The 23,739-nt window shown below is 63.2% G+C and carries 20 protein-coding genes, 4 tRNA genes and 2 pseudogenes; 9 read left to right on the top strand and 17 right to left on the bottom strand.

The window, feature by feature from the left end:
- Positions 1-124 precede the first annotated feature (124 nt).
- On the bottom strand, positions 125-748 hold the full coding sequence (locus tag AC19YR_RS15460) for a glutathione S-transferase family protein (protein ID WP_500599117.1): 624 nt from the start codon (positions 746-748) through the stop codon (positions 125-127).
- Positions 749-791: 43 nt separating this feature from the next.
- Complete coding sequence (locus AC19YR_RS15455) at positions 792-1,451, bottom strand: transglutaminase-like domain-containing protein (RefSeq protein ID WP_500599115.1); 660 nt, start codon at positions 1,449-1,451, stop codon at positions 792-794.
- Positions 1,452-1,689: 238 nt separating this feature from the next.
- On the opposite strand from AC19YR_RS15455, the gene AC19YR_RS15450 reads away from it, so the two are divergent.
- Together AC19YR_RS15450 and AC19YR_RS15445 are read left to right on the top strand one after the other, a co-directional pair.
- The gene (locus AC19YR_RS15450) at positions 1,690-4,137 is read left to right on the top strand and encodes an acyl-CoA dehydrogenase (RefSeq protein ID WP_500599113.1); all 2,448 of its coding nucleotides are present in this window, start codon (positions 1,690-1,692) and stop codon (positions 4,135-4,137) included.
- 93 nt (positions 4,138-4,230) lie between these two features.
- Positions 4,231-4,629 carry a PA2817 family protein gene (locus tag AC19YR_RS15445; protein WP_095110817.1) on the top strand — a complete coding sequence of 133 codons (399 nt, stop codon included), beginning with the start codon at positions 4,231-4,233 and terminating at the stop codon, positions 4,627-4,629.
- 39 nt (positions 4,630-4,668) lie between these two features.
- Here the strand turns inward: AC19YR_RS15445 and AC19YR_RS15440 are convergent, their stop codons facing one another.
- On the bottom strand, positions 4,669-5,625 hold the full coding sequence (locus tag AC19YR_RS15440; RefSeq protein WP_500599111.1) for a LysR family transcriptional regulator: 957 nt from the start codon (positions 5,623-5,625) through the stop codon (positions 4,669-4,671).
- A 114-nt stretch (positions 5,626-5,739) separates the two neighbouring features.
- On the opposite strand from AC19YR_RS15440, the gene AC19YR_RS15435 reads away from it, so the two are divergent.
- The gene (locus AC19YR_RS15435) at positions 5,740-6,378 is read left to right on the top strand and encodes a LysE family translocator (protein ID WP_500599110.1); all 639 of its coding nucleotides are present in this window, start codon (positions 5,740-5,742) and stop codon (positions 6,376-6,378) included.
- 19 nt (positions 6,379-6,397) lie between these two features.
- On the opposite strand, the gene AC19YR_RS15430 is transcribed toward AC19YR_RS15435, so the two are convergent.
- The 5 genes from AC19YR_RS15430 to AC19YR_RS15410 form a co-directional block, all read right to left on the bottom strand.
- Complete coding sequence (locus AC19YR_RS15430; protein ID WP_500599108.1) at positions 6,398-8,458, bottom strand: TonB-dependent receptor; 2,061 nt, start codon at positions 8,456-8,458, stop codon at positions 6,398-6,400.
- 185 nt (positions 8,459-8,643) lie between these two features.
- A tRNA-Gly gene (locus AC19YR_RS15425) sits at positions 8,644-8,719 on the bottom strand.
- Between the two features lie 3 nt (positions 8,720-8,722).
- A tRNA-Glu gene (locus AC19YR_RS15420) sits at positions 8,723-8,798 on the bottom strand.
- A gap of 104 nt (positions 8,799-8,902) precedes the next feature.
- Positions 8,903-8,978: transfer RNA gene (locus tag AC19YR_RS15415), tRNA-Gly, on the bottom strand.
- Positions 8,979-8,980: 2 nt separating this feature from the next.
- Positions 8,981-9,056 (bottom strand) — tRNA-Glu (locus AC19YR_RS15410).
- A 360-nt stretch (positions 9,057-9,416) separates the two neighbouring features.
- Between AC19YR_RS15410 and AC19YR_RS15405 the strand changes: the two genes are divergently transcribed.
- The gene (locus AC19YR_RS15405) at positions 9,417-10,187 is read left to right on the top strand and encodes a hypothetical protein (RefSeq protein ID WP_095110813.1); all 771 of its coding nucleotides are present in this window, start codon (positions 9,417-9,419) and stop codon (positions 10,185-10,187) included.
- A 67-nt stretch (positions 10,188-10,254) separates the two neighbouring features.
- On the opposite strand, the gene AC19YR_RS15400 is transcribed toward AC19YR_RS15405, so the two are convergent.
- From AC19YR_RS15400 to AC19YR_RS15385, 4 genes and pseudogenes are all read right to left on the bottom strand, one after another.
- Positions 10,255-11,097 (bottom strand): methyl-accepting chemotaxis protein, encoded by an 843-nt coding sequence (locus AC19YR_RS15400; protein WP_371856252.1) that lies wholly within the window; start codon positions 11,095-11,097, stop codon positions 10,255-10,257.
- A 15-nt stretch (positions 11,098-11,112) separates the two neighbouring features.
- Positions 11,113-11,316, bottom strand: a pseudogene (locus tag AC19YR_RS15395) (HAMP domain-containing protein); the annotation flags it as partial.
- Between the two features lie 1,012 nt (positions 11,317-12,328).
- Positions 12,329-13,743, bottom strand: a pseudogene (locus tag AC19YR_RS15390) (aminotransferase-like domain-containing protein).
- Positions 13,744-14,038: 295 nt separating this feature from the next.
- Positions 14,039-14,320: a GNAT family N-acetyltransferase gene (locus tag AC19YR_RS15385; protein ID WP_022640086.1), complete on the bottom strand. Its 282-nt coding sequence runs from the start codon at positions 14,318-14,320 to the stop codon at positions 14,039-14,041.
- Between the two features lie 608 nt (positions 14,321-14,928).
- Here AC19YR_RS15385 and oprI point away from each other — a divergent pair.
- The gene (gene oprI, locus AC19YR_RS15380; RefSeq protein WP_003172710.1) at positions 14,929-15,180 is read left to right on the top strand and encodes an outer membrane lipoprotei OprI; all 252 of its coding nucleotides are present in this window, start codon (positions 14,929-14,931) and stop codon (positions 15,178-15,180) included.
- Positions 15,181-15,304: 124 nt separating this feature from the next.
- On the opposite strand, the gene AC19YR_RS15375 is transcribed toward oprI, so the two are convergent.
- The 3 genes from AC19YR_RS15375 to AC19YR_RS15365 all read right to left on the bottom strand — a co-directional run bounded on the left by AC19YR_RS15375 (position 15,305) and on the right by AC19YR_RS15365 (position 17,317).
- Positions 15,305-16,270, bottom strand: coding sequence for a L,D-transpeptidase family protein (locus tag AC19YR_RS15375; RefSeq protein WP_095110810.1), 966 nt, complete (start codon positions 16,268-16,270; stop codon positions 15,305-15,307).
- A gap of 92 nt (positions 16,271-16,362) precedes the next feature.
- Entirely contained in the window at positions 16,363-16,656 is a 294-nt protein-coding gene (locus AC19YR_RS15370) for a hypothetical protein (RefSeq protein ID WP_095110809.1), read from the bottom strand.
- A gap of 55 nt (positions 16,657-16,711) precedes the next feature.
- Complete coding sequence (locus tag AC19YR_RS15365; protein ID WP_500599105.1) at positions 16,712-17,317, bottom strand: arylesterase; 606 nt, start codon at positions 17,315-17,317, stop codon at positions 16,712-16,714.
- Positions 17,318-17,327: 10 nt separating this feature from the next.
- Between AC19YR_RS15365 and AC19YR_RS15360 the strand changes: the two genes are divergently transcribed.
- The 3 genes from AC19YR_RS15360 to greB are packed head-to-tail and all read left to right on the top strand — an operon-like array spanning position 17,328 to position 21,053.
- Complete coding sequence (locus AC19YR_RS15360) at positions 17,328-18,011, top strand: ABC transporter ATP-binding protein (protein ID WP_500599103.1); 684 nt, start codon at positions 17,328-17,330, stop codon at positions 18,009-18,011.
- Positions 18,011-20,515, top strand: a complete 2,505-nt coding sequence (locus AC19YR_RS15355) for an ABC transporter permease (RefSeq protein ID WP_500599102.1) — start codon at positions 18,011-18,013, stop codon at positions 20,513-20,515. The genes AC19YR_RS15360 and AC19YR_RS15355 overlap by 1 nt, the downstream gene beginning before the upstream one ends.
- A gap of 40 nt (positions 20,516-20,555) precedes the next feature.
- Positions 20,556-21,053 (top strand): transcription elongation factor GreB, encoded by a 498-nt coding sequence (greB, locus tag AC19YR_RS15350; RefSeq protein ID WP_095110805.1) that lies wholly within the window; start codon positions 20,556-20,558, stop codon positions 21,051-21,053.
- Between the two features lie 2 nt (positions 21,054-21,055).
- On the opposite strand, the gene AC19YR_RS15345 is transcribed toward greB, so the two are convergent.
- Together AC19YR_RS15345 and AC19YR_RS15340 are read right to left on the bottom strand one after the other, a co-directional pair.
- On the bottom strand, positions 21,056-21,364 hold the full coding sequence (locus AC19YR_RS15345; RefSeq protein WP_500599101.1) for a class I SAM-dependent methyltransferase: 309 nt from the start codon (positions 21,362-21,364) through the stop codon (positions 21,056-21,058).
- Positions 21,365-21,593: 229 nt separating this feature from the next.
- Complete coding sequence (locus tag AC19YR_RS15340; protein WP_500599100.1) at positions 21,594-22,577, bottom strand: GlxA family transcriptional regulator; 984 nt, start codon at positions 22,575-22,577, stop codon at positions 21,594-21,596.
- A gap of 106 nt (positions 22,578-22,683) precedes the next feature.
- Between AC19YR_RS15340 and inhA the strand changes: the two genes are divergently transcribed.
- Positions 22,684-23,364 (top strand): isonitrile hydratase, encoded by a 681-nt coding sequence (gene inhA / locus AC19YR_RS15335; RefSeq protein ID WP_095110802.1) that lies wholly within the window; start codon positions 22,684-22,686, stop codon positions 23,362-23,364.
- Positions 23,365-23,739: the final 375 nt, after the last annotated feature.

Genomic DNA, 23,739 nt, shown 5'->3' with positions numbered 1-23,739 from the left:
ATGCACCAAGAAGGAAGGAAAAGAGGAAAACCAGCGTGGGCCGCAAGCAATGCAGCGGCACCGACAGGCGCAATGGTGCTTGTCGAGGCCGCACAAGTACAGTCACCTGTGTTGATAGTCGGTATTAAGTCAACGCAGTCATCACCGCGTGGCGGTAGGCCGGGCGCTGTTTCAGGCGCTCGTACCAGGCGTGCAAATGGGGCAGCGGCGCGCGCTCGATGGGCATCTCGAACCAGGCGTAAATAAAACTGCCCAGGGGAATATCGCCCATGCCGATGGCCTCGCCCGAGAGGTAGGGTTGGCCAGCCAACGCCTGGTCCACACGGGCCAACAATTGCGCGCAGGTGTCGCGGGCGGCGTGAATGGCGGCCCAGTCCTGCTGCTCGGCGGGGGTGCGCAGCACGCCCCAGAACACCTGGCGGAAGGGTTCGGCAAAGGTCGAGGTGGTCCAGTCCATCCACTTGTCGGCGCTGGCCCGGGCCTGCACATCGGCCGGGTACCAGGGCGAATCGCTGGCGTGGCGGGCGCACAGGTAGCGCACGATGGCGTTGGATTCCCACAGCACAAAGCCATCGTCCTCGATCATCGGGATCCGCCCGTTGGGGTTGAGCGCCCGGTACTGCGGCGTATCCACCACGCCAAAGGCACCGCCGGCGTCCAGGGCCTCGTAGGCCAAGCCCAACTCTTCGGCGCACCACAGCGCCTTGCGCACGTTGGATGAGTTTTTCCGACCCCAGATTTTCAGCATGAGCGCTCCCAGATGGCTAAATGCCCGGGCAGTCTACGCCGGATCAGGCGCGACTCAAATCGCTCTGCAAGTCCCCCAGCAGGCCGCTCTGATGGTCGGCGAGCAGGTGCGGGTAACACTGGGCAATGTGGCCGAAGAACAACGCCTCGGGCACATCGGCGAACTGGCCGTGGTCCACCAGGTACTCCATCGACTGCTGCCCCTGGCGGTTGAAGGGGTGGAATACGCTGTCGTTGACCCCGTCGAAATCCAGGGCCGGCACATCGAACAGGTCGCACAGTTTCTGGTTGAACGCAGGCGTGGCCTTGACCCAGCGCCCGTCCAGGTACAGCTCGGTGTAGCCGTGCATGGCGAACACATCGCTTTTGAGCAGCTCGATCAGGCGCGGCGTGGACAGGTGGTTGCGCACATCGGCCAGGCCAATGCGCGCCGGTATACCGCAATGCCGCGCGCACCCGGCCAGCAGGGTGGCCTTGGGCACACAGTAACTTTCGGCGCTGGCCAGGGCGTAGCTGCCGCGCAGGGTGTCGGGGTCGCGGCTGAAGGTGTAAGGGTTGTAGCGCACCGCTTCACGCACCGCGTAGTACAGGTTCACCGCTTGCTCGCGCGGCTCGCGAGCAGTGCCGCGATGTTTTTGCGCGAACTCCACCACCGCAGGGTGGTCACTATCGATGAACCGGCCGGGCTTGAGGTATTCGTGCATGGGAAGGCTCTCCTGGGGAAGCCCCGAGTCTAGCGACAGACCCCGCACACGGATAACGACGTTTCGGCCAAATATCAGGGATTGCCACCGGGGCAGGCGCCAGCACTCTTACATCTGCCGCCGACCCGACTGACAATCATCACGCACACTGTCCTACCCCGCTCTCACCGCCCCCGCTTCACAGATGCCGTCTACGCTCTGAGGGTGGTTTTGCCCCTGGTCTCATGGAGGATTGAATATGTTGCTGTTGTGGATACTGGTTCTGGTGCTCGGCATTGCTTACCTGGCGCATCGCCGGGTCGCGCCCCTGCCCGCGATGGGCATGGTGGCCGTGTACCTGGTGGCCATGGGCGTCGCCAGCCACGCACCGGGTTGGCTGCTGCTGGTTTTCTGGCTGTTGCTGGCCGCCGTGGCCGCGCCCCTGCTGCTGCCGGACCTGCGCCGCAAACTGTTCACCGCGCCGCTGTTCAGCTGGTTCCAGAAAACCCTACCACCCATGTCCCAGACCGAACGCGATGCCATCGACGCCGGCACCGTGTGGTGGGACGGCGAGCTGTTCAGCGGGCGGCCCAATTGGGACACCCTGCTGGCCTACCCCAAGGTGCAGTTGAGCGAAGAAGAACAAGCCTTCCTCGACGGCCCCACCGAAGAACTGTGCGCCATGGTCAGCGACTGGCAGATCGGCCAGGACATGGACCTGCCGCCCCAGGCCTGGGAGCACATCAAGCAAAACGGCTTTTTCGCCCTGATTATCCCCAAGGAATTCGGCGGCAAAGGCTTCTCGGCCTACGCCCACTCCCAAGTAGCGATGAAACTGGCCACCCGCAGCGGCGACCTCGCGTCCACCGTGATGGTGCCCAACTCCCTCGGCCCGGCCGAGCTGTTGCTGCACTACGGCACCGATGAGCAGCGCAACCACTACCTGCCACGCCTGGCCCGGGGCGACGACATCCCCTGCTTCGCCCTGACCGGACCGCTGGCCGGCTCCGACGCCGGCGCCATGCCCGACACCGGAATCATCTGCAAAGGCCAGTGGCAAGGCCAGGAAGTGCTGGGCCTGCGCCTGAACTGGGAAAAGCGCTACATCACCCTCGGCCCCGTCGCCACCCTGCTGGGCCTGGCGTTCAAGGCCTATGACCCCGAGCATTTGCTCGGCGACCAGGAAGACCTGGGCATCAGCCTGGCGCTGATTCCCACCGACACCCCCGGCGTGGAAATCGGCCGCCGCCACCTGCCCCTGGGCGCGGCGTTCATGAACGGGCCGAACTCGGGCAAAGACGTGTTCGTGCCGCTGGACTGCCTGATCGGTGGCCAGGAAATGCTCGGCAAAGGCTGGGTGATGCTGATGAACTGCCTCTCCGTGGGGCGCTCCATTTCCCTGCCGGCGGTGGGCACCGGCGCGGCCAAGTTCACCAGCCTGGTGACCGGCCAGTACGCCCGGGTGCGCGAGCAATTCAACGTACCGCTGGCGGCGTTTGAAGGCATCCAGGAAGCCCTGGCGCGCATCGGCGGCAACGCCTGGCTGATGGACAGCGCCCGCATGCTCACCGCCAACGCGGTGGACCTGGGGGAAAAACCCTCAGTACTTTCGGCCATCCTCAAGTACCACCTCACCGAGCGCGGCCGCGAGTGCATCAGCCACGCCATGGACGTGCACGGCGGTAAGGGCATCATCATGGGGCCCAACAACTACCTGGGCCGCAGTTGGCAAGGGGCGCCAATTTTCATCACCGTGGAAGGCGCCAACATCCTCTCGCGCAACCTGATGATCTTCGGCCAGGGCGCGATCCGCTGCCACCCGTTCGTGCTCAAGGAAATGGCCCTCGCCGCCCGCGAAGACAAAGACCAAGCCCTGGTGGAGTTCGATGGCCTGCTGCTCAAGCACATCGGCTTTGCCGTGAGCAACGCTGCCAGCACCCTGGTGCTCAACCTGGGCCTGGGCCACTTCGAAGCGGCGCCCGGGGACAAGCTCAGCCAGGGCTACTTCCGCGCCCTCAACCGCCAGGCTGCGGCCTTCGCCCTGCTGGCCGACCTGTGCATGATGCTGCTGGGCGGCGAACTCAAGCGCCGCGAGCGGCTGTCGGCACGCCTGGGGGATGTGTTGAGCAACCTGTACCTGGGCAGCGCCGCCCTCAAGCGCTACCACGACCTCGGCTCGCCCGACTACATGGAGCCGCTGCTGTGCTGGGCCATGGAGGAAAGCCTCGGCCAGGCCGAACGGGCGCTGGATGAACTGCTCAGCAACTTCCCCAACCGCGTGCTCGGCTGCCTGCTGCGGGTGGTGGTGTTCCCCTTCGGCCGGCGCCACACCGGGCCGTCGGACACACTGGCCGCGCAAGTGGCTGCGTTAATCGGCCGCGCCAAAGGCGACCCGGCCCTGGAAGAGTTGCTGCAAGGCTGCTACCGCCCGCAATCGGCGCAAGACCCGGTCGGCGCGCTGCAACACGCCTGCGACCTGCTCGACGGTGCCCAACCCTTGCAGAAAAAACTCCACGCCGCCCTCAAAAGCGGCCAGGTCACCCCGGCCGCCGGCGAGCATGCCATCGATGCCGCCCTGGAGGCCGGCGTGTTGCAGGCCGGCGAGGCGCAGACCCTGCGCGACGCGCAAACGGCGCAGCGCGCGGTGATCGACGTCGATGACTTCAGCAAAGAGGAACTGAGCGCCAGCGCCGGCAAAGTGCGCTGACCACTGCCCGCAGAGCGGGCGGGTAATGAAAAACGGGCGCCGCGGCTATATACTCCGGCGCCCGTTTTGCTTCAGTTCTAGAGGACCCTTCATATGCTCGACCAAACACTCGTCCAGCTCGACCTTCTGCGCAGCATCCTGGTCGCGGTAGGTGATGCCGAGCAGGTGCCGGAAGAGAGCCACGCCTTGTTCCTGGAACGCTTCGACGAACTGCGCGCCTCCTTGCCCATCGAGCCGATCGAAAGCCAATACCTGGGCCAGGACCTGCTGTGCCAGGTGATCCAGCGCTACCCGCAAATCGCCCACCTGGTGCCCCGCGACCTGCTCTGGTACTTCGCCGGCGACTGCCTGCACTACATGCCCGACGACGAAATCGACCTGTACCAGGCCCTCGAAGACCGCCGCTACGAAGCCGAGCAGAACGACGAACCCTTCGACTGGAACCAGGAAAAGCAACTGCTGGCCATGCCTGACGAGGGCAGCAAGCACTGATCCGCCGCCACGCTTGACCCAAGGCCCGCCAGCCCTGCGCTACGGGCCTTTTGTTTGCGCGGCTTTCCAGGGTGCCAACGTCGGCTCGCGGCCCAGGCACTCAACCAGATAGTCGATAAACACCCGCAACTTGGGCGGCAGGTAGCGGGTGGGCGAGTACAGCAACCAGGCGTCGCCCGTGTAGGAGGCGATGAAGTCCCAGTCCGCCAGCACCTGCACCAGGGTGCCCTGCTCCAGGGCATGGCGCGCGGTGAAGTACGGCAGGCTGGCGATACCCACATGCTGCAACGCCGCGTCCAGGCGCACGCCGGTGTGGTTGGCGGCATAGCGCCCGCGCACGGCCACCGTCACCGCGCGGCTGCCCTGCTTGAATTTCCAGCGTGCATCGCCCGGGGTTTCCCCCAGGTAAATACAGCTGTGGCCGAGCAAGTCCCGAGGCTGGCGCGGCGTGCCGTGCTCGGCCAGGTACTGCGGTGTGGCGCACAGCAAGTGGTCGATGGGCAGCAAGGGGCGGCCGATCAACCCCGGCGGCGGGCTGTCGGTGATGCGGATGCTCAGGTCGACGTTGTCGTCGATCAAATCCACCTGGCGATCTTCGAGGATCAACTGCACGTCCACATTGGGGTAGCGACGCAAAAACTCGGCCATGTGGGGGTGCAACACAAAACGCCCGACAGCCTTGGGCACACTGACCCGCACCAGGCCCTGGGCTTCCTGCACGTACTGGCCGCTGACCGCCAGCACCGCACGGGCGGCGCTGACCATGTCCTGGCAGCGCTTGAACACTTCCTCGCCGCTTTCGCTCAGGCGCAACTTGCGCGTGGTGCGTTGCAGCAGGCGCGTACCCAGGGCCTGTTCCAGGCGCGAAATGCTGCGGCTCACCGCCGAGGGTGACAGGCCCAACTGGCGCGCGGTTTCGGAGAAGTTGCCGGTTTCCACCACCTTGACGAAGGTGGCCATCTCGGCCAACAGCGGTAACGGTAGATTGATGCTCATGGCGCATAAGTCCATTGAAATTTGCACGGATTATCCACTATCGCGCGCAAGTTTATACTGCGCCCCATACCGCTGATCGCCAGCCGCCGCACTCCCCGCCCTTTTGGAACCGCCATGCTCTCGACTTATCTGGGCGAATTCATCGCCCTGGCCACCATTCACCTGCTGGCCGTGATCGCCCCCGGCCCGGACTTCGCCGTGACCATCCGCCAAAGCGTGCGCTTCGGCCGCCTCACGGGCCTGTGCACCGCCCTGGGTATTGGCGCGGGGATTTCCGTGCACGTGCTCTACACCCTGCTGGGCGTGGGTGCACTGATGCACGCCCTGCCCTGGCTACTGACGGTGGCCAAGGTGGTGGGCGCTGGCTACATTTTGTATTTGGGGATCAACCTGCTGCGCAGCAAGGTCCGCAGCCAGTTGGAAGGCATGGCGCAAGCGGAACCCGATTTGCCCCGGCAACGCCTGGGCAAGGCCTTTATGACCGGGTTCCTGACCAACGCCACCAACCCCAAGGCGACGCTGTTTTTCCTGGCGATTTTCACCACCGTGGTCAGCGCCTCGACACCGTTGCAGGTGCAGGCGCTGTACGGGGTGTGGATGTGCCTGGTCAACGCGGCGTGGTTCGTCATCGTCGCGCTGTTTTTTTCCAGCGCCCGGGTGCGCCAGGTATTCCTGCGCCTGGGGCACTGGTTCGAGCGCAGCATGGGGCTGATCCTGATTCTGTTCGCTGGGCGCCTGATGTTGTCGCTGTAGCCCCCGGCGAACCGCTGCGCTACAAGTCGTAGCGCAGCGCCAGGCCCAGGGTACGCGGGGCGCCGACGTCGATGATGTCGTCCACGCGGTTGTTGGTGACGTACTCCTTGTCAAAGGCGTTTTTCACGTAGGCAGAGACGGTGACGTTCTGGGTCAAGGGGTACTGGCCGTTGAAGTTGACCAGCACGTAGTTGTCGCTTTTGCGCTCGCCCGTCACCTTGCCCGCGTCGTTGAACTGGTACTGCGAAGGGCTCGCGGCCTGGTAGGTGACGTCGGTATTGAGGCTCAAGCCGTTGTCCAGGCGATAGGTGCCGCCCAGCGAGACCTTGTACTTGGGCGAATGGAGGAACGACTCGCCGCCCATGTCCTCACCATTGCCGGTGACGAAATCCTTGTACTTGCCATCGGTCACCGCACCGCCGGCGGTCAGGGTCAGGTGGCGGCTCACGTCCTTCTCGACGAACAGCTCCAGGCCCTTGATCTCGCTGCGCCCGGCGTTATAGATGTGCACGAAGTTGCCCGCGTCATCCAGCACGCTAACCTGCTGGTCTTTCCAGTCGGTGTAGTAGAGGTTGGCGCGGGCGCGCAGGGTTTTTTCCTGCCACGCGCCGCGGTACGACAACTCGTAGGTGGTGGTGTATTCCGGGTCGTAGGCCGCGTGGCCGCCACCGGCGCGCACGTTGACGCCACCGCCGCGATAGCCCTTGCGCACCATGAAGCCGACAAATTGGTCGGTGGCCAACTCGTAGTCAATGCCCAGTTTGGGCAGCACGGCATTGAACGACTTGCTGACCTTGCCGGCGCTGGAGAAGTCGTCCTGGTCGATGTCGGTGTCGTTCTGTTCGTGGTCCAGGCGCAGGCCGGTAACCAGGGTCCAGCGCGGCACGAAGGTCCAGTTGATCTCGCCGAACAGGGCCTGGTTCTGGATCCGCGTATCGCCCTTGGTGGTGCCGCCCAGTACTTTGTCGAACAGCAGGCGATCGTGGAAGTTGTTGGTGGTGTTGCCGTAGTAGGCGCCGACGAAACTGCGCAGCGTCTCGGATTGATAGCCCAGGCGCAGTTCCTGGCTGAACAGGTCACCGTCCTGCTTGCGCAGGACCACATCGTTGGCCGTCGCGCTCTGGTCGAAATCCAAGCGGGCGCTGTAGTCCGAATGCGTGTTGGCGGTCAGGCTGGTCAGGGTCCAGGCGTCGTTCAAGCGGTAATCGACCTTGGCGCTGAGGGTGTCTTGCTTGAGGTTGTCGAACGCCTGGGTGTCGGACGAAATCTTGTAGTACTGCACCTTGTCATTGACCCGCATCACCGAGCGATCGCCCTGGCGGTGCTCGTTGTGGGCGTAGGTGAGCAGTACGTCAACATCGTCTGTCGGCAGAATCAGCAATTTGCCGCGGGCATTGCTGGTGCGACGGGGGTTGGCGTCGTCGTGCAGGTCGACGTTGCGAATAAAGCCGTCGCCTTCCTGGTAGTCCACGGCAATGCGCCCGGCGATCTTGTCTTGCACAAGCGCACCGCCACCGGCCACGGCAGCACCGTGTTCGCCGTAGTTACCGACGTTGGTCTGCGCGGAAAAGCTCGGCTCGAATGTAGGATTCTTAGTTTGGATCACCACCGCACCGGCCAGGGAGTTACGCCCCTGGGTGGTCGATTGCGGGCCAAGGAACACTTCCACCTGCTCGGCGTCCCACAGCGGCGTGGGGCTCAGGGTCAAGGCGCGGTTGGGCTGCTGGGCGCCGTCAACGTATACCGAAATGGCGCCATTGAGGGTGGCCGGGCCCTGGTCATCGAAACCGGACACCGGCACGCCGCGAATACCCCAGGTTTCATTGCCGGCCTGGTTGTAGACGCCGGGGGTGCGGGCGAAGACGTCCACCAGGTCTTTATCGCCGTGTTCGCGCAGCTTTTCTTCGGTGACCACCACCACGCTGGACTGGGTCTGCTCCAGGGTGCGGTTGATTTTTTCCCCAGTCACCGTGATCGGCGCGATTTCCAGCACGTTCGTGGCGGTGTCAGCCCAAGCGCTAGGCGCCAGGTAATACGCCGACCCGATGGCCAGCACCCAGGTGCGTCTCTTGAAAGGCATGCCCTGCTCCCCTGCGACAGATCGTTGTTTTTTTGTCTGCAAACTGGCACTTGGCGCCAGCGGGGCGGAGTCTAAGGGAAAAGCAGGCGCAGAGAAACAGATTGATAATCCGTCTCATTAACACCGAAATCGACAAATCGCGCACAAACAAAAACGCCGCTCTATTGAGCGGCGTTTTCGTGAAATGGAGCGGGAAACGAGACTCGAACTCGCGACCCCGACCTTGGCAAGGTCGTGCTCTACCAACTGAGCTATTCCCGCAAATGGCGTCCCCTAGGGGACTCGAACCCCTGTTACCGCCGTGAAAGGGCGGTGTCCTAGGCCACTAGACGAAGGGGACACGCTAACTGGAACACATGGTGTGTATCCCAGTGCCCAGACCCTCACCCGAAGGCTTGGTCCTGGTTTCACTCAGTGCCGCCCGAAAGCAACACCGTTTAAAAATGGAGCGGGAAACGAGACTCGAACTCGCGACCCCGACCTTGGCAAGGTCGTGCTCTACCAACTGAGCTATTCCCGCAATGGCGTCCCCTAGGGGACTCGAACCCCTGTTACCGCCGTGAAAGGGCGGTGTCCTAGGCCACTAGACGAAGGGGACACACGTACAACATTCACTGCTTACTGCGTGTTGGCTGTGTGCTTTACGCTGTAAGTGGCGCGCATTCTATGGATGGATTCGGGGGTCGTCAACCCCCAACTATAAATTTATTTAAATCAATGACTTCGGGGTGGTTTCAGGGCGCTCCCCGGGATTTGTGCCGCCCGGTGTTTGGCGCCTATATTCTGGCGCCCGACAAGACGCTATAGTTCACCGAGCCAGATGATGGCAAAGTGCACCCATCGTTTACTACCCTTATATAAGCAGCGAAGCGACCGGCTCCAACTCGTCGTACGGGCCTATGCGCCTATAGGCTAAGCCACTACACTCGCACGCCAATCCCCTGAAGAGGCCTTACCGGTGACACCACTCATGATCGCCCTGCTAGTCATAGCCGGGATTGTCCTATTGATTGCCATTGGCTACATGAACCATGTGGTGGAAAACAACAAACTGGAAAAGGCGCGTACCCGGGTAGAACTCAATGACCGTATCCGCCGTTGCGGCGAAATCACCGAGACCTTTCCCGGCCAGTTGATGACGCCAGCCCTCAAGTTGCTGCTCACGCGCCTGGAACTCAATGTCACCCAGCGCCTGCTCAACCTGAACAAGTCCGACCCGTCCATCAAAGCGCGGATTGCCGAACTCCAGGCGTTGGTGGCCCAGGGCGAATCGATCCCGGTCAACAACCCGCCGGGGCCGATCCTGACCGAAGCCAAGGCCAAGGACGTGCGTTTCCTGCTCGAAGCCCTGCACGGTCAGGTCACTCGCGCGGTGCAAGATGGCTTTCTGCCCACCAACGAGGCCAAGCACTGGCTGCGGGAAATTCGCCACCTGCTGGTGCTGCTGCACATCGAGTTCTTCAATAACCTGGGCCAGCACGCCCTGCAGCAAAACCAACCGGGCCAGGCTCGCCTGGCGTTCGAGCGCGGCGCCCAATACCTGCGCAAGCAGCCGGACCCTGCGGTGTACAACGAGCAGCTCAAGTACCTGGAAAAACTCCTGGCCCGCGCTAACTCCATGGTGCTGACCAACATCCAGCCTACCGAAGACGAAGCCAACGAACTGACCGAAGGCCTCAAAGCGGCAGAAGCCGACGCCGACTGGAAGAAGAAAGTCATCTACGACTGACGGCCAATGCCCGCCCACGCTCACCGACGTGGGCGGGCGCTCTCCCCCCGCCCGCAATACCGGCCTGCTACAGGCGAAAGTGCTCCACCATCCCCTGCAATTGCCCGCCCAACTGCGCCAACTCGATGCTCGAGGTGGCATTGCCCTGCATCGCCAGTGACGAATGCTCGGCACTGGCGCGGATGCTGGTGACGCTGCGGTTGATTTCCTCGGCCACCGAACTCTGCTGCTGCGCCGCCGCCGCAATCTGCTGATTCATTTGCTGGATCAACGACACTGCCGCCGCAATGCTGCCCAAGGCACTCTCGGTCTGCAATGCATCGCTGACAGCCAGCTTCACCAACTCACCACTGCCTTGGATCTGCTGCACCGAAGCACTCGCCGCTGCGCGCAAGGTACTGACCAGGCGTTCGATTTCCTCGGTCGATTGCTGCGTACGCCGGGCCAGCGCGCGCACCTCGTCCGCGACCACGGCAAAGCCCCTGCCCTGCTCGCCCGCGCGCGCCGCCTCGATGGCCGCGTTCAGCGCCAGCAGGTTGGTCTGCTCGGCCACGCTCTTGATGACCTCCAGCACCGTACCGATGTTCTGGATCTGCGCACTGAGGCTCTCGATGCTGTTACTGGCCGCCGTGGCCGAACCCGCCAGTTGCTCGATGCGCTGCAAACTCTGGCGCACCACCTGCTGGCCGCCCTCGACCTTGTCGTCCGCAGTCTGCGCGGCCTGGGCCGCTTGTTCGGCGTTGCGCGCCACATCATGCACGGTGGCGGTCATCTGGTTCATGGCCGTCGCCACTTGTTCGGTTTCTTCTTTTTGGCTACTGACTTCCCGGTGCGTCTGCTCGGTGACCGCCGACAGCGACTGGGCCGCACCGGCCAATTGTTCGATGCCTACCTGCAACCCGCTGACCATGCGGCTCAGGTCCTCGCCCATCTGCGCCATGGCCTGCATCAACTGGCCCATTTCATCGCGCCGGGTGACGGGAGCCATGGCCGTCAAGTCCCCCGCGGCGATGCGCTGGGCAACCGCAATCACGCTGCGCAACGGCGCCACGATCAAACGGGTGATCCCCCATGCCGCCACCAACCCCACCAGCAACGCCAGCACCGAGGACGCGCTAATCAACAACATGCTCTGCTTGATGCGCGCCTGCATGGCCTGGTCCTCGACGCCATAGGCCTGATCGACCCGCGCCACCACCTCGGCGGCCCGCTCGTGCAATTGCTGGTACACCAGGTTCTCCCGGGCCAGCAGCGCCGTGTATTCGCTGAGTTTTTCACCGAAGCTGGCGATGTGCCCAGACACCTCGCCCAATACAGTCCGGTAACCGTCGTCCGTAACCAAGCCTTTGAGCTGCTCGACCTGTGCCAGTGCCTGCTGCGCTTGCTCGATCTGGCCTTGCGCGGCGTCCTCGCCCTTGCGGTTCTGATCCAGGCGCAGCCGCGCTTCGTTCATCGCTTGCAGCATTAATTTCGACACCTGGCTGATCTGGCTTGCCTGCTCGACAAATGCGGCGCCGTCCTTGCCCTGGGTTTCCTTAAGGGTGTAAGTGCCATCATCGATCAGGCCGGCCTGGAGCACGTCCAGGTTATTGGCCACGCTGGACACCGACCAACTGGCCATTTCCAGGGCCAGTTCCTTGGCTTGGGTCAAATCGACAAACTCGTCGAAGGCCTGGCGGTAGGCGCCCAGGGATTGCTCGACCGCCGCCATGAGCTGACCGTTGGCGGGCGAATCGGCCTTGAGCTGCCGCGCCTGCACCACCAAGGCGTCTGTGCCTTCGTGCAGGGCTTCGACGGTTTTCGGGTCACCACGCAAGGCGTAGTCCTGCTCCAGCAGTCGCACCGCGAGCAAACGGCTATTAAGGGAGGACATTTGTTTGAGCCCGTCGAACTGGCGGCCAATGGCCTGCAGGGACCACACACCTATGACCGCCACCACAGCGGTCAGCAACAACACCAGCACAAAACCGATCGCCAGCTTCTTCGCCATGCCCAGGTTGGCGAAACGCCCTTCAATGGCCGTATTCATTGCGTGCGGTCCCCTTGCCTTGCTCAATGGCAATACGCCATTTCTCTACCTGCAGAGTCGCAACGGGCCAACCCCGAGCACAAGCCTTAGCCATCGCAACAATGGCAAAAAGCTATGCCGAGGTCGTTTTCAGGACAGTGTGCATCACTGCGACGGCAACATTGCCTGGAAGAATGCCAGGGCCCGCGGGTCGCCGGCATAGGCCACATTGATCCGCAGCCAAGGGCTAGACTCGGCCTGCACATGGAACGCATCGCCCATCGACGGCAGCACGCCGCATCTAGTGGCCTGCTCGCGCACCTGCGCCTCATCGCCCTTCGCCGGCCGTGCCCAGATGAACATGCCGCCGGCAGGGCGGGTGAACACCTCCCACTCGGCATCTTCGAGGGCTTGCAACGTGGCCGCCATTTCCTTATTAAGGCGCTGGCGCAAGCGCTGGGTCAGCTTTCGATACGCCCCGGTGGCCAACATGCTCGCCACCACAGACTCACAGAACCGCGAGGTGCCCAGGCTGGTAATCATCTTGACCTCAGCCAGGCGTGCCACCAGCTCGGGGCTGGCGACCAGGTAACCCAAGCGCAATGAGCTACTCAGGGTTTTGGACAGGCTGGCGATGTAGATCACCCGGCCCTCGGTGTCCATCGCCGCGAGCCGAGCGAATGAGCCGTTCTGGAAGTCGGCGTAGGCATCGTCTTCGACCAGGTAGCAATCGTATTCGCTGGCCAATTGCAGCAGACGCCGAGCAACCGTGGGGGTGAGGCTGCTGCCGGTGGGGTTGTGGTACAGGCTATTAATGAACACCGCGCGGGGCCGGTGCTCAGCCAGCAAACGTTCGAGCTCCTCCAGATCCGGGCCGGTGCGGGTACGCGCAACCTCCAACAGCGTGGCACCGCAAAACGTGAGCAGGCGATGGAGGTTGGCAAAACCGGGGCGTTCAATCACCACGCAATCGCCTGGGCGCAACAGGGTCCGCACCAACAGGTCGAGGCCGTGGCTGGCGCCCTGGGTGGTCAGGATCTGCTGCTCTTGCACGCAAATATCGACCTGCTTGAGGTGCCGGCGTAGCTGCTGGCGCAAGGCCGGCAACCCCAGGGGCGTGCTGTAGCTAAAGAGCCCCGCCATGTCAGTGCGGGTGACTTCACGGATCGCATAGCTGAGGTCATCAGTTTCGCGCCAACTCTCCGGAAGCCAGCCGCATCCCAGTTTCAATTCGCCCATCGGGCTCTCGTCCACCCGCCCCCACGCCAGTTCTGCGCCCGCAGGCGCAGCTTCGCGCTCCGTGAGCGAAGTCGCGCAGGCCACGTAAAAGCCCAGGCCATGGCGCGAAGCCAGCACGCCCTGGGCAACCATTCGCTCATAGGCTTGCACCACACAGGACTGGCTAAGCAAATTCTCCCTGGCCAGTTGCCGAATGGAGGGCAGGCGCGTTCCCGGTTGCACGTTGTCCTGGCGGATCCAACTGGCCAATCCGTTGACGATTTGCTGCACCACGGGCACGAGCGCCTGCCGATCAATCTTCAGATCCATGAGTAAGCGATTCCTAACTGTTTGTTTTGTTTCCAAAAAAAGAAGTTAAGCACAGGTGCCCCGTCACTGAAGCCCCTAAAGGCGTCGGAAACAGCCATTCCTAACCCCTTGAAACACAATCTCGGGATCGTGACCGAAAAAGCCAGAAATATGGCCCAAGGAGCCAATGCGCAGTCAGGATGTGCCTACTTTTCCCGCAGAGGGCCAGGCATGCTTCCCATAGCAAAACGCCCCGCCCCCGGTGAAGGGGGCGAGGCGTTCGGTCACGGCATTCGCTTGCGGTGAGCGCGTGAAGTCAGAGTTTCGCCGCGTGTCGCTGATGCCGCTCCATGTAGCGCTCTACATAAGAGCAAGAAGGAATGACCGTGTAGCCCATGCGATCGGCGTATTCCAGCGCCTGCTCGGTCAATGCCGCCGCGATACCACGCCCACGCAGGGCGTTGGGCACAAAGGTGCGATAGATATCCAGGGTCTGTTTACCCAGGTCCATATAGGTCAAGTAGGCACGATGACCGTCCACATTGGTCTCGAACTGATGACCAACCTGGTCATGGTGGATGGACAACGCCTCGCTCATCACTACTCCTCGCGGGTCTGGGTTAGCGACCCTACCTTACCGATGTTTTTCCGGCGAAGGAACATCTACGCCACCCCGTGCCTGCCAGGCACCAAACAAGACCTGTCGATTCTGCGCAGCCGAGCACGTATCAAATAGTAGGCGCCATTGCCGCAAATGCTCAAGGCGCGCTCGTCATTGCAACGTTGGCTGGCCAAACGTGCCGGGGGGACTATAGAAGGCTCGACCCAATATGCCGGGTCGATAGCCCGCACATTGCCGGATATTGAGACTTAAGACGAACCAGCACTCTTAAAGTCACCTCAATATGGATAAAGATACGAGAGCCCGACCACAGATTCAGAACTACAGTCTAGACAAATCAATAAAGAATGACTGTTGGCAACACTGCACGGCGCCTACAACCATCGCCCTGCCTGGAGCGCAGGCCTGCGTTTTTTTAAACAACGCTGTGAAAAGTTGCTCAAAAAAGAATCAACGCCTACAATTTTTTTGCTTCTTGCGCTACGTCAGTTTACTTACTACAAGTAATGGGTAGTATGTACGCCGGCTATTTCCTCACTCTGAGGAAGTGGCTACTTAATTGAAAGTCCTTGAAGGGGAACACGATGAACAACGTTCTGAAATTCTCTGCTCTGGCTCTGGCCGCAGTTCTGGCTACCGGTTGCAGCAGCGTCTCCAAAGAAACCGAAGCACGTCTGACTGCAACTGAAGACGCAGCAGCTCGCTCCCAGGCTCGTGCAGACGAAGCCTACCGTAAAGCTGATGAAGCTCTGGCTGCTGCTCAAAAAGCACAACAGACTGCTGACGAAGCTAACGAGCGCGCTCTGCGTATGCTGGAAAAAGCTAGCCGCAAGTAATAGTCCTTAGGGATTGTTATCAAGCCGATCCATTTTTGGGTCGGCTTTTTTATTGCCCGCTTTTTACCCAGGCAATAAAAAACCCGCCAACACGACTCCGTGCTGGCGGGCTCTAGGCAGGCGCCTACTGCAGCTCGACCGGGGTACTGCTCATCATGGGCGCAGTGGTCGGCACCGCAATCTCCACCGGCAGGCCATCTTCGGCCGCGACTACGTCACGCACCACGTCCCAGTTCATGCGCAGGCTGTTGGCCAGGTCTTCACGCTTGAGCAAGGCGTTGATGACGGCGGTGTGCTTGTCCACCACCGAGGGGTTGCCCTTGTCATCCAGCGGTGTATGCGCCTCCAGGTACACCTTGCCACCACTGAGGCCGAACTTGTAGGGCTCGCTGATGATCCGCACGGACGTACCGACTGGCACCATGCCCGCCATTTCCAGCACGTTATTGTTGAGCATGCGGAAGCAGCCGTGGCTGGTGCGCATGCCGATGCCGAACTTCTTGTTCGAGCCATGGATCAGGTAACCCGGGGTGCCCAGGGTGAACTTGAAAGGCCCCAAGGGATTGTCCGGGCCGGCAGGCACCACGTTAGGCAGCGGATCGCCATCAGCCGCGTGCTCGGCCTTGATAGAGGCCGGCGGCGTCCAGGTCGGGTTTGGCGTCTTGGCTACGATACTGGTGTGGGCGATCGGTGAGCCCCAGCCTTCGCGGCCGATACCCAGCGGGAACGTGTAGACCACGTTCCGCCCCTTGGGGAAGTAATACAGGCGGTATTCAGCCAGGTTGATGACGATGCCTTCGCGCGGCCCTGGCGGCAGGATGAAGCGGGTCGGCAACACGACTTCGGTACCCGCCCCCGGCAACCACGGATCGACCCCCGGATTGGCCGCGACCATTTCCAGGTAGCCCAGGTCGTAGGCGGTGCCCAGGTCGGCGAAAGTGTCTTCGTACTTGGCCTTGATGACCTGCACCTGGCCCACGATGTCTTCGCCCGGCGGCGGCAACGGCAGCTCCAGGGCAGCAACGGGGCCAGCCACACACAGGGCGGCAAGGGTCAGGCAGCGGGTGACGGCAGGAAAGCGCGGCAACATCCGGAAAGTCCTTCGCAGGGTCAAGAGGTCAAAAGAGGCGATTGTACACCGCGGCCCGGGGCTTAGGGGGTGTCAGCGGGCGGGGTGGCGGGTTACAGCTCGAAGCGCAGCTCCGGCCAGATCGGCGGCGTACCGCGCTTCTGGGATTCGAGGATAGCCCGACATAGCGGGCACAGGCGTTGGTCCTGGAAAATTTTGCGGTCTACCGCCGACCACCGCGGCTGCGCGGGCAACAACGTGCCGCACAGGGTTCGATCCGCTGAGCCGCCCAGTTCCAACTGCCGTGTCACCAGGTGCACCCGCACTTCCTGGCAGGCGAACAGATCCAGCTGTTCATCAGGCTCGATCAGTTGATAGGCAAACAGGGACCAGGCGGGACGTGGCATCGGGGGCTCCAAATCGGGGCGCCACCTTAGCCGAAAGACCGCCGCTAGAAAAGTCTCAAAGCAGCGGTTTCAGCGTCGGCCAGACATTTTCCAGCAACTGGCCCTGGGCCGCTGCGGCCGGGTGGATGCCATCGCGCTGCATCAGCTCCGGATGGCCACCCACCCCTTCGAGGAAAAACGGCACCAGTGGCACTTTTTTCTCGCTGGCGAGGTGGCTGTAGACCTCGGCGAAGGCCTTGGTGTAGCGCACGCCATAATTAGGTGGCAACTGCATGCCCAGCAACAACACCTTGGCACCGCTGGCACGGGCACTGTCGATCATCGACGCAAGATTTTGTTGCAATTGCGTGGGCAACTGCCCGCGCAGGCCATCGTTGCCGCCCAGCTCCAGGACCACCAGCGCCGGCTTGTGCTCTGCAAGCAGTGCCGGCAGGCGCGCCTGGCCCCCTGCGCTGGTGTCGCCACTGACGGACGCGTTGACCACCTTGTCGTCGAACCCCTCGCGCACCAGGCGCTGCTCCAGCAAAGCGACCCAGCCTTGGCGGGTATCCAGGCCGAAAGCCGCGCTGATACTATCGCCCACGATCAGGACTGTACCCGCCGCTGCGTTCTGGGCCATGCACACCAAGGCCAGGCCAGCACTCAAAAACCACACACGCATCGGACTCTCCATGGGCGCAAGCATTCTCACTGCGCGGAACCTTAGCAAAGTGGTTCCCAGCGCGGAAGGTGAACTGACCATCCTGCACGAACTCAGCCTGGAACTGAACAAGGGCGATAGCCTGGCCATCGTCGGCGCTTCCGGCTCCGGTAAATCCACCCTCCTGGGGCTGCTCGCCGGCCTCGACTTGCCCAGTGGCGGCGAAGTGGTGCTGGCCGGCCAGGCCCTGAGCACCCTGGACGAAGACCAACGCGCGCGAGTCCGGGCCGAACACGTGGGCTTCGTGTTCCAGTCATTCCAGCTGCTCGACAGCCTCAACGCACTGGAGAATGTCATGCTGCCGCTGGAACTGGATGGGCGCAAAGACGCCCGCACGCGCGCCACCGAGTTGCTCGAACGGGTCGGCCTGGGTCGGCGCCTGAGCCACTCGCCACGCCAGCTCTCCGGCGGCGAGCAACAACGGGTGGCCATCGCCCGCGCCTTTGCCGCCGAGCCCGACGTGCTGTTCGCCGACGAGCCCACCGGCAACCTTGATAGCCATACCGGCGAGCGCATCAGCGACTTGCTGTTCGAGCTCAACCAGGAACGCGGCACCACCCTGGTGCTGGTGACCCACGACGAACGTCTGGCCCATCGCTGCCGACGCCTGATCCGCCTTGAAGCCGGCCTGCTGGTCGCGCCATTGGAGCCTTGATGGCACGCCTGCCGCTGTTGCGCCTGTTCAGCCTCGCCGTCCGCCAACTGCTGCGCGATGCCCGCGCCGGTGAGTTGCGGGTGTTGTTCTTCGCCTTGCTGGTGGCCGTGGCTGCCAGCACTGCCATCGGCTATTTCGGCGCCCGCCTCAATGGCGCCATGATGCTGCGCGCCACCGAGTTCCTCGGCGCCGACTTGCTGCTGGAAGGCAGCTCGCCAGCGCGCCCGGAGCAGACCCAGAGCGGTCTCGACCTGGGCCTGGAACACGCGTCGGTGGTGGAATTTTCCAGCGTCATCGCCACCGACAACGGCATCCAGTTGTCCAGCGTAAAAGCGGTCAGCCCGGCCTACCCGCTGCGCGGAGAACTGAAAAGCGCCAGCGCACCCTTCGCACCAGAAGCGCCCGGTGGCGGCCCCCAGCCCGGCGAGGCCTGGGCCGAGGCGCGGCTGTTGACCGCCCTGGAACTCAAGATCGGCGACAGCATCGATGTAGGGGTCAAGACCCTGCGCCTGAGCCGTGTGCTGACCTACGAGCCCGACCGCGCCGGCAACTTCTATAGCCTCACCCCGCGCGTGATGATGAACCTCGCCGACCTGCAAGCCACGGGCGTGGTGCAACCGGGCAGCCGCGTTAGCTACCGGGAACTGTGGCGCGGCGAGGCCAGTCGCCTGGAAAGCTATCGCCAATTGATAAAACCGGGGCTGGCCGCCAACCAGCGCTTGCAGGATGCCCGCGACGGCAACCGGCAGATCGGCGGCGCCCTGGGTAAGGCCGAGCGCTACCTGAACATGGCGAGCCTGGTGGCGGTGCTGCTGTCCGGCGTGGCCGTGGCCCTGTCCGCCGCCCGCTTCGCCGCCCGGCGTTTCGATGCCAGCGCGTTGCTGCGCTGCCTCGGCCTCTCGCGGCGCGAAGCCCTGCTGCTGTTCAGCGTGCAATTGACCGTCCTCGGCCTGCTTGCCAGCCTCAGCGGTGCCCTCCTCGGTTGGCTGGCCCAACTGGGCCTGTTCGCCCTGCTCCACGATTTGCTGCCCAACGATGTTCCACCGGGCGGGTTGCTGCCGGCAATCGCCGGCATCGGCACCGGGCTGGTAGCCCTGGCCGGGTTCGCCCTGCCACCGCTGGCCGCCCTAGGCCGCGTGCCGCCGCTGCGGGTGTTGCGCCGCGACATGTTGCCCATCCCCTCCAGTAGCTGGGTGGTATACGGCGCAGCCTTGGCCGCCCTGGGGTTAATTATGTGGCGCCTGAGCCTGGACCTGGTGCTGACCTTCGCCCTGCTGGGCGGCGGCGTAGTGGCTGCGTTGGTATTGGGTGGCCTGTTGCTGCTTCTGCTGCAAAGCCTGCGGCGCCTGCTGGCCAAGGCTTCGCTGCCCTGGCGCCTAGGGTTGGGGCAACTGCTGCGCCACCCCTTGGCTGCGGCCGGGCAAGCCCTGGCCTTTGGCTTGATCCTGCTGTCGATGGCGCTGATTGCGCTGCTGCGCGGCGAGTTGCTCGACACCTGGCAAAACCAGTTACCCAAGGACGCGCCCAATTACTTCGCCCTCAACATCCTGCCCGCCGATAAAGATGCCTTCAGCGCACGCTTGAGCGAGGCGTCGGCGCAATCGGCGCCGCTCTACCCGGTAGTGCCGGGGCGGCTGATTAGTATCAATGGCGAGCCGGTGCGCGAGATCGTCACCAAGGAATCGAGCGGCGATCGCGCCGTGCAGCGCGACCTGAGCCTGACCTGGGCCACCGACCTGCCGGCAGGCAACGCCATCACCGAGGGAGCCTGGTGGCCGGCCCAGCCGCCCGATGACTTGCCAGGCGTGTCGGTGGAAACCAAGGTGGCCGAAAGCCTCAAGCTCAAACTCGGCGATCACCTGGTGTTCACCGTGGCCGGAGTCAATCGCGAGGCGCGGGTCACCAGCCTGCGCAGCATCAACTGGGATAACTTCCAGCCCAACTTCTTCATGATCTTCCAACCCGGCACCCTCAAGGATTTGCCGACCACTTACCTGACCAGTTTCTACCTGGCCCCGGGCAACGATCAGCAGATCATCGACCTGTCCCGCGCCTTCCCGGCGGTGACCATCCTGCAAGTCGAAGCCTTGCTCGAACAGCTGCGCAGCATCCTGGCCCAGGTCACGCTGGCGGTGGAGTACGTGCTGCTGTTCGTTCTGGCGGCGGGGATGGCGGTGCTGTTTTCCGGGTTGCAGGCCACCCTCGACGAGCGCATTCACCAGGGCGCCCTGCTACGTGCCCTGGGGGCGGAGCGGCGCTTGCTGGTCAAGGCGCGGCGCATCGAGTTCGGCTTGCTCGGCGCGGTCAGCGGCCTGTTGGCCGCGCTGGGTTCGGAAGTGGTGAGCCTGGTGCTGTACCGCTACGCCTTCGACCTGCCCTGGCAACCGCACCCCTGGTTGCTGGTGCTGCCATTGATCGGCGCACTGCTGATCGGTAGCGCCGGCGTCTTCGGCACGCGACGGGCGCTCAATGCCAGCCCCCTGACAGTCCTGCGCGAGGGTTGATAGACTCGCGCCCACTCCGCCCTCCGCACAAGAAGCCGCAATGAGCCGCTACCGCCCTCCCCGCACCGCTGGCACCGCCCTGATTACCCCCGAGGGCGAGGCGCGGATGCGGGCCGAGTTCCATGAGTTGTGGCATGTGCGCCGCCCCCAGGTCACCCAATCGGTGAGCGAGGCGGCGGCCCAGGGCGACCGCTCGGAAAACGCCGAGTACACCTACGGTAAGAAAATGCTGCGGGAAATCGATAGCCGCGTGCGCTTCCTGACCAAGCGCCTGGAAGCTCTGAAAGTGGTGAGCGAGCGGCCCAGCGACCCGAACAAGGTCTACTTCGGCGCCTGGGTGACCATTGAGGATGAGAGCGGCAAGGAGGCGCGCTACCGCATCGTCGGCCCCGACGAACTGGACCTCAAGCAAGGCCTGATTAGCATCGACTCCCCCTTGGCCCGCGCCTTGATCGGCAAGGCGCTGGACGCCGAAGTGCGGGTGCAGACGCCGACGGGCGAACAGTGCGTGTATATCGTGGCGATTGACTATCCCTAGCCTCAACGGCGGGTAATCAGACCCTGACGGCTGACGCGCACCAGTTGTTTAATCATCTCGTTGGCATCTGCGCCGCTGGGAGCTTGGATAACGGCCAGGTCGAAGCTATCGCTGGCAAAACGCGCCAGGGATTCGCCATCGGCCACGAACTGGATCAGGAACGCCGAAGGACGCCCCGTACGGCGCGGCCAGCCATCGAGATAGCGCAGCAAGGTGGGCTGATGCTTGCCACCGAGAAGGATTTTTGGATTGTGCTGGGGAAGGTTCGCCGTAATCGGCGCAAGACGTACAAGGGGGCTGGGTGCATTCATCGTGTCGTGTCTCTGCCTCAAATTTCTGCCGGGCAGGTGAGAGGCAACACCGAACCAGCGCTTTAGCGGTATTTCGAAGCCAGTATCAAGCTTCTATCGGTGACCTTTCGGTCCCCTGGCGCCCCGCAAGTAGCTGTTTAAATCGGCGCATGGGCACATCCTAGAGAAGCTGGCCAGTTAGTGTCAACCACCGCGTTCAGTGCTTTAGTCCGCGTGTTTGCGCCGCCCTTCAGCCCCCCGGTACCGCCTCGCGCCCGGAGAACCGCTCCCGATAAGCCTGGGGCGTGACCCCCAGGGCCTTGAGGAAACTGCGCCGCAAGGTCTCTTCGCTACCAAAGCCGCACTGCACCGCCACGCGCTTGACCGCCATGCCCGTGTCACACAGCAGGCGCCGGGCGCTTTCCACACGGATTGCCTCGATGGCCCGGGCCGGGGTCTGGCCGGTTTCCTGGCGGTAATGGCGTACGAAACTGCGCTCGCTCATCCCCGCCTGTAGCGCCAGGCTGGGGATGTTCAAGTCTAGCTTCAGGTTTTCTGCGATCCAGGCATGCAATTCATCAAAACGGCTGCCGTCCTGCTGCAAGGCCAGGGTCACGCTGAACTGGGATTGGCCTCCCGGGCGCTTGAGGAACACCACCAATTGTCGCGCCACTTCCAGGGCCATGGCCCGCCCCAAGTCCGCCTCCACCAGGGCCAACGCTAAGTCGATGCCCGCCGTCACTCCGGCGGAGGTCCACACCGGCCCATCGTTAATGAAAATCGGGTTGGCCTCCACTTGCAGGCTTGGATACAGCTGCGCCAACTGCTCGCAGCGGGTCCAGTGGGTAACCACCCGGCGCCCGTCGAGCCAGCCACTGGCGGCCAGCAAAAACGCCCCGGTGCACACCGACGCCACGCGCCGCGACTGCGCCGCTCGCTGGCGCACCCAGGCCACCAGCGCGGCGTCTTCGGCGGCGGCATACACGCCCCAGCCACCAGCGACGATCAGGGTGTCACAAGGCTGGCCGGGTGGTGGCAACTGCGCCGACACTAGCGCCAACCCCGCCGACGACATCACTGGCTCCAGTCCCGGCGCGATCACCCGTGGCACATAGGGCGGCGGCAAGCCTTGCTGGCGCGCCAGGTCATTGGCCGAGGCAAACACCTGCAGCGGCCCGGTGACATCTAGCAACTGCACGTTGGCAAACGCGAGTACATCAATAGTCTTGGGCATATTTGGCGTAATTCGTGGGCTAATTGGCGGATACGCCAAATCCTAGGCTCCTAGAGTGAAACCGTCCAGCCATGTCGGGTGGGCCGTCTCCCAAGGAAAAAGCGCCATGCCCCTGCAGATCGGTTTCCTGTTGTTCCCGCAAATTCAGCAATTGGACCTGACCGGCCCTTATGACGTACTGGCGTCGCTGCCGGACGTGAAGGTGCACTTGATCTGGAAGGACCTTGCCCCGATCACCTCCAGCACCGGCCTGGTGCTTCTGCCCACCACCACCTACGCAGACTGCCCAGCCCTGGACGTAATCTGCGTGCCCGGTGGCGCCGGCGTCGGCCCGCTGATGGAAGATACCCCGACGCTGGCCTTCATCCAGCGCCAAGCAGCCCAGGCACGCTACATCACCTCAGTGTGCACCGGCTCCCTTGTCCTTGGCGCCGCCGGGCTGCTCAAGGGCAAGCGGGCCACCACCCATTGGGCGTACCACGACTTGCTCAAGCCTTTGGGCGCCATTGCGGTGAAGGACCGGGTGGTGCGCGACGGTAACCTGCTGACCGGCGGCGGCATCACCGCGGGCATCGACTTTGCCTTGGTCTTGGCGGGTGAGTTGTATGGCACGGAGTTGGCGCAACTGGTGCAGTTGCAACTTGAATACGCCCCAGCCCCGCCCTTCCATGGCGGTACACCGGACACCTCCCCGGCCGTCGTGCTGGAGCAGGCCCTGCTGCGAGTGGCACCGTCGCTCAAGGCTCGCGAGGAGATCGTCGAGCGCGTGGCCCAGGGCTTGGCGTGAAAAATCGCGACCATGAAAAAACCCGCCGAAGCGGGTTTTTCCAGACCATTTACGACTCCCTGTCGCAGCATTCCTTGCCTATGGTCGATCATCCTTGATCCTGAGCGCATCCTGCGCTGCAGTTGACGGAGGCCAGATTAGCGCGGGCATTGCGCAGGCAATAGACGACATACCACTGCTCTGGTGTAAGCCTTTGGCTAGAGCCTTTGAGAGCCCGGTACCTGTCAGGGCTGCCACCGGGTGTTGACTGGGGATTCCACGCGCACTTGGACACCCATTCCACGAACACTTGGACAGCGACTCCACGCTGACTTGGACACTCATTCCACGGCCACTTGGACACTGATTCCACAAGCACTTGGACAGTGATGTCCC

This window comes from Pseudomonas sp. MF08817 (assembly GCF_059862705.1).
Note: the sequence above shows the minus strand (reverse complement) of the source record. Positions and strands in the feature narration are given on the sequence as shown.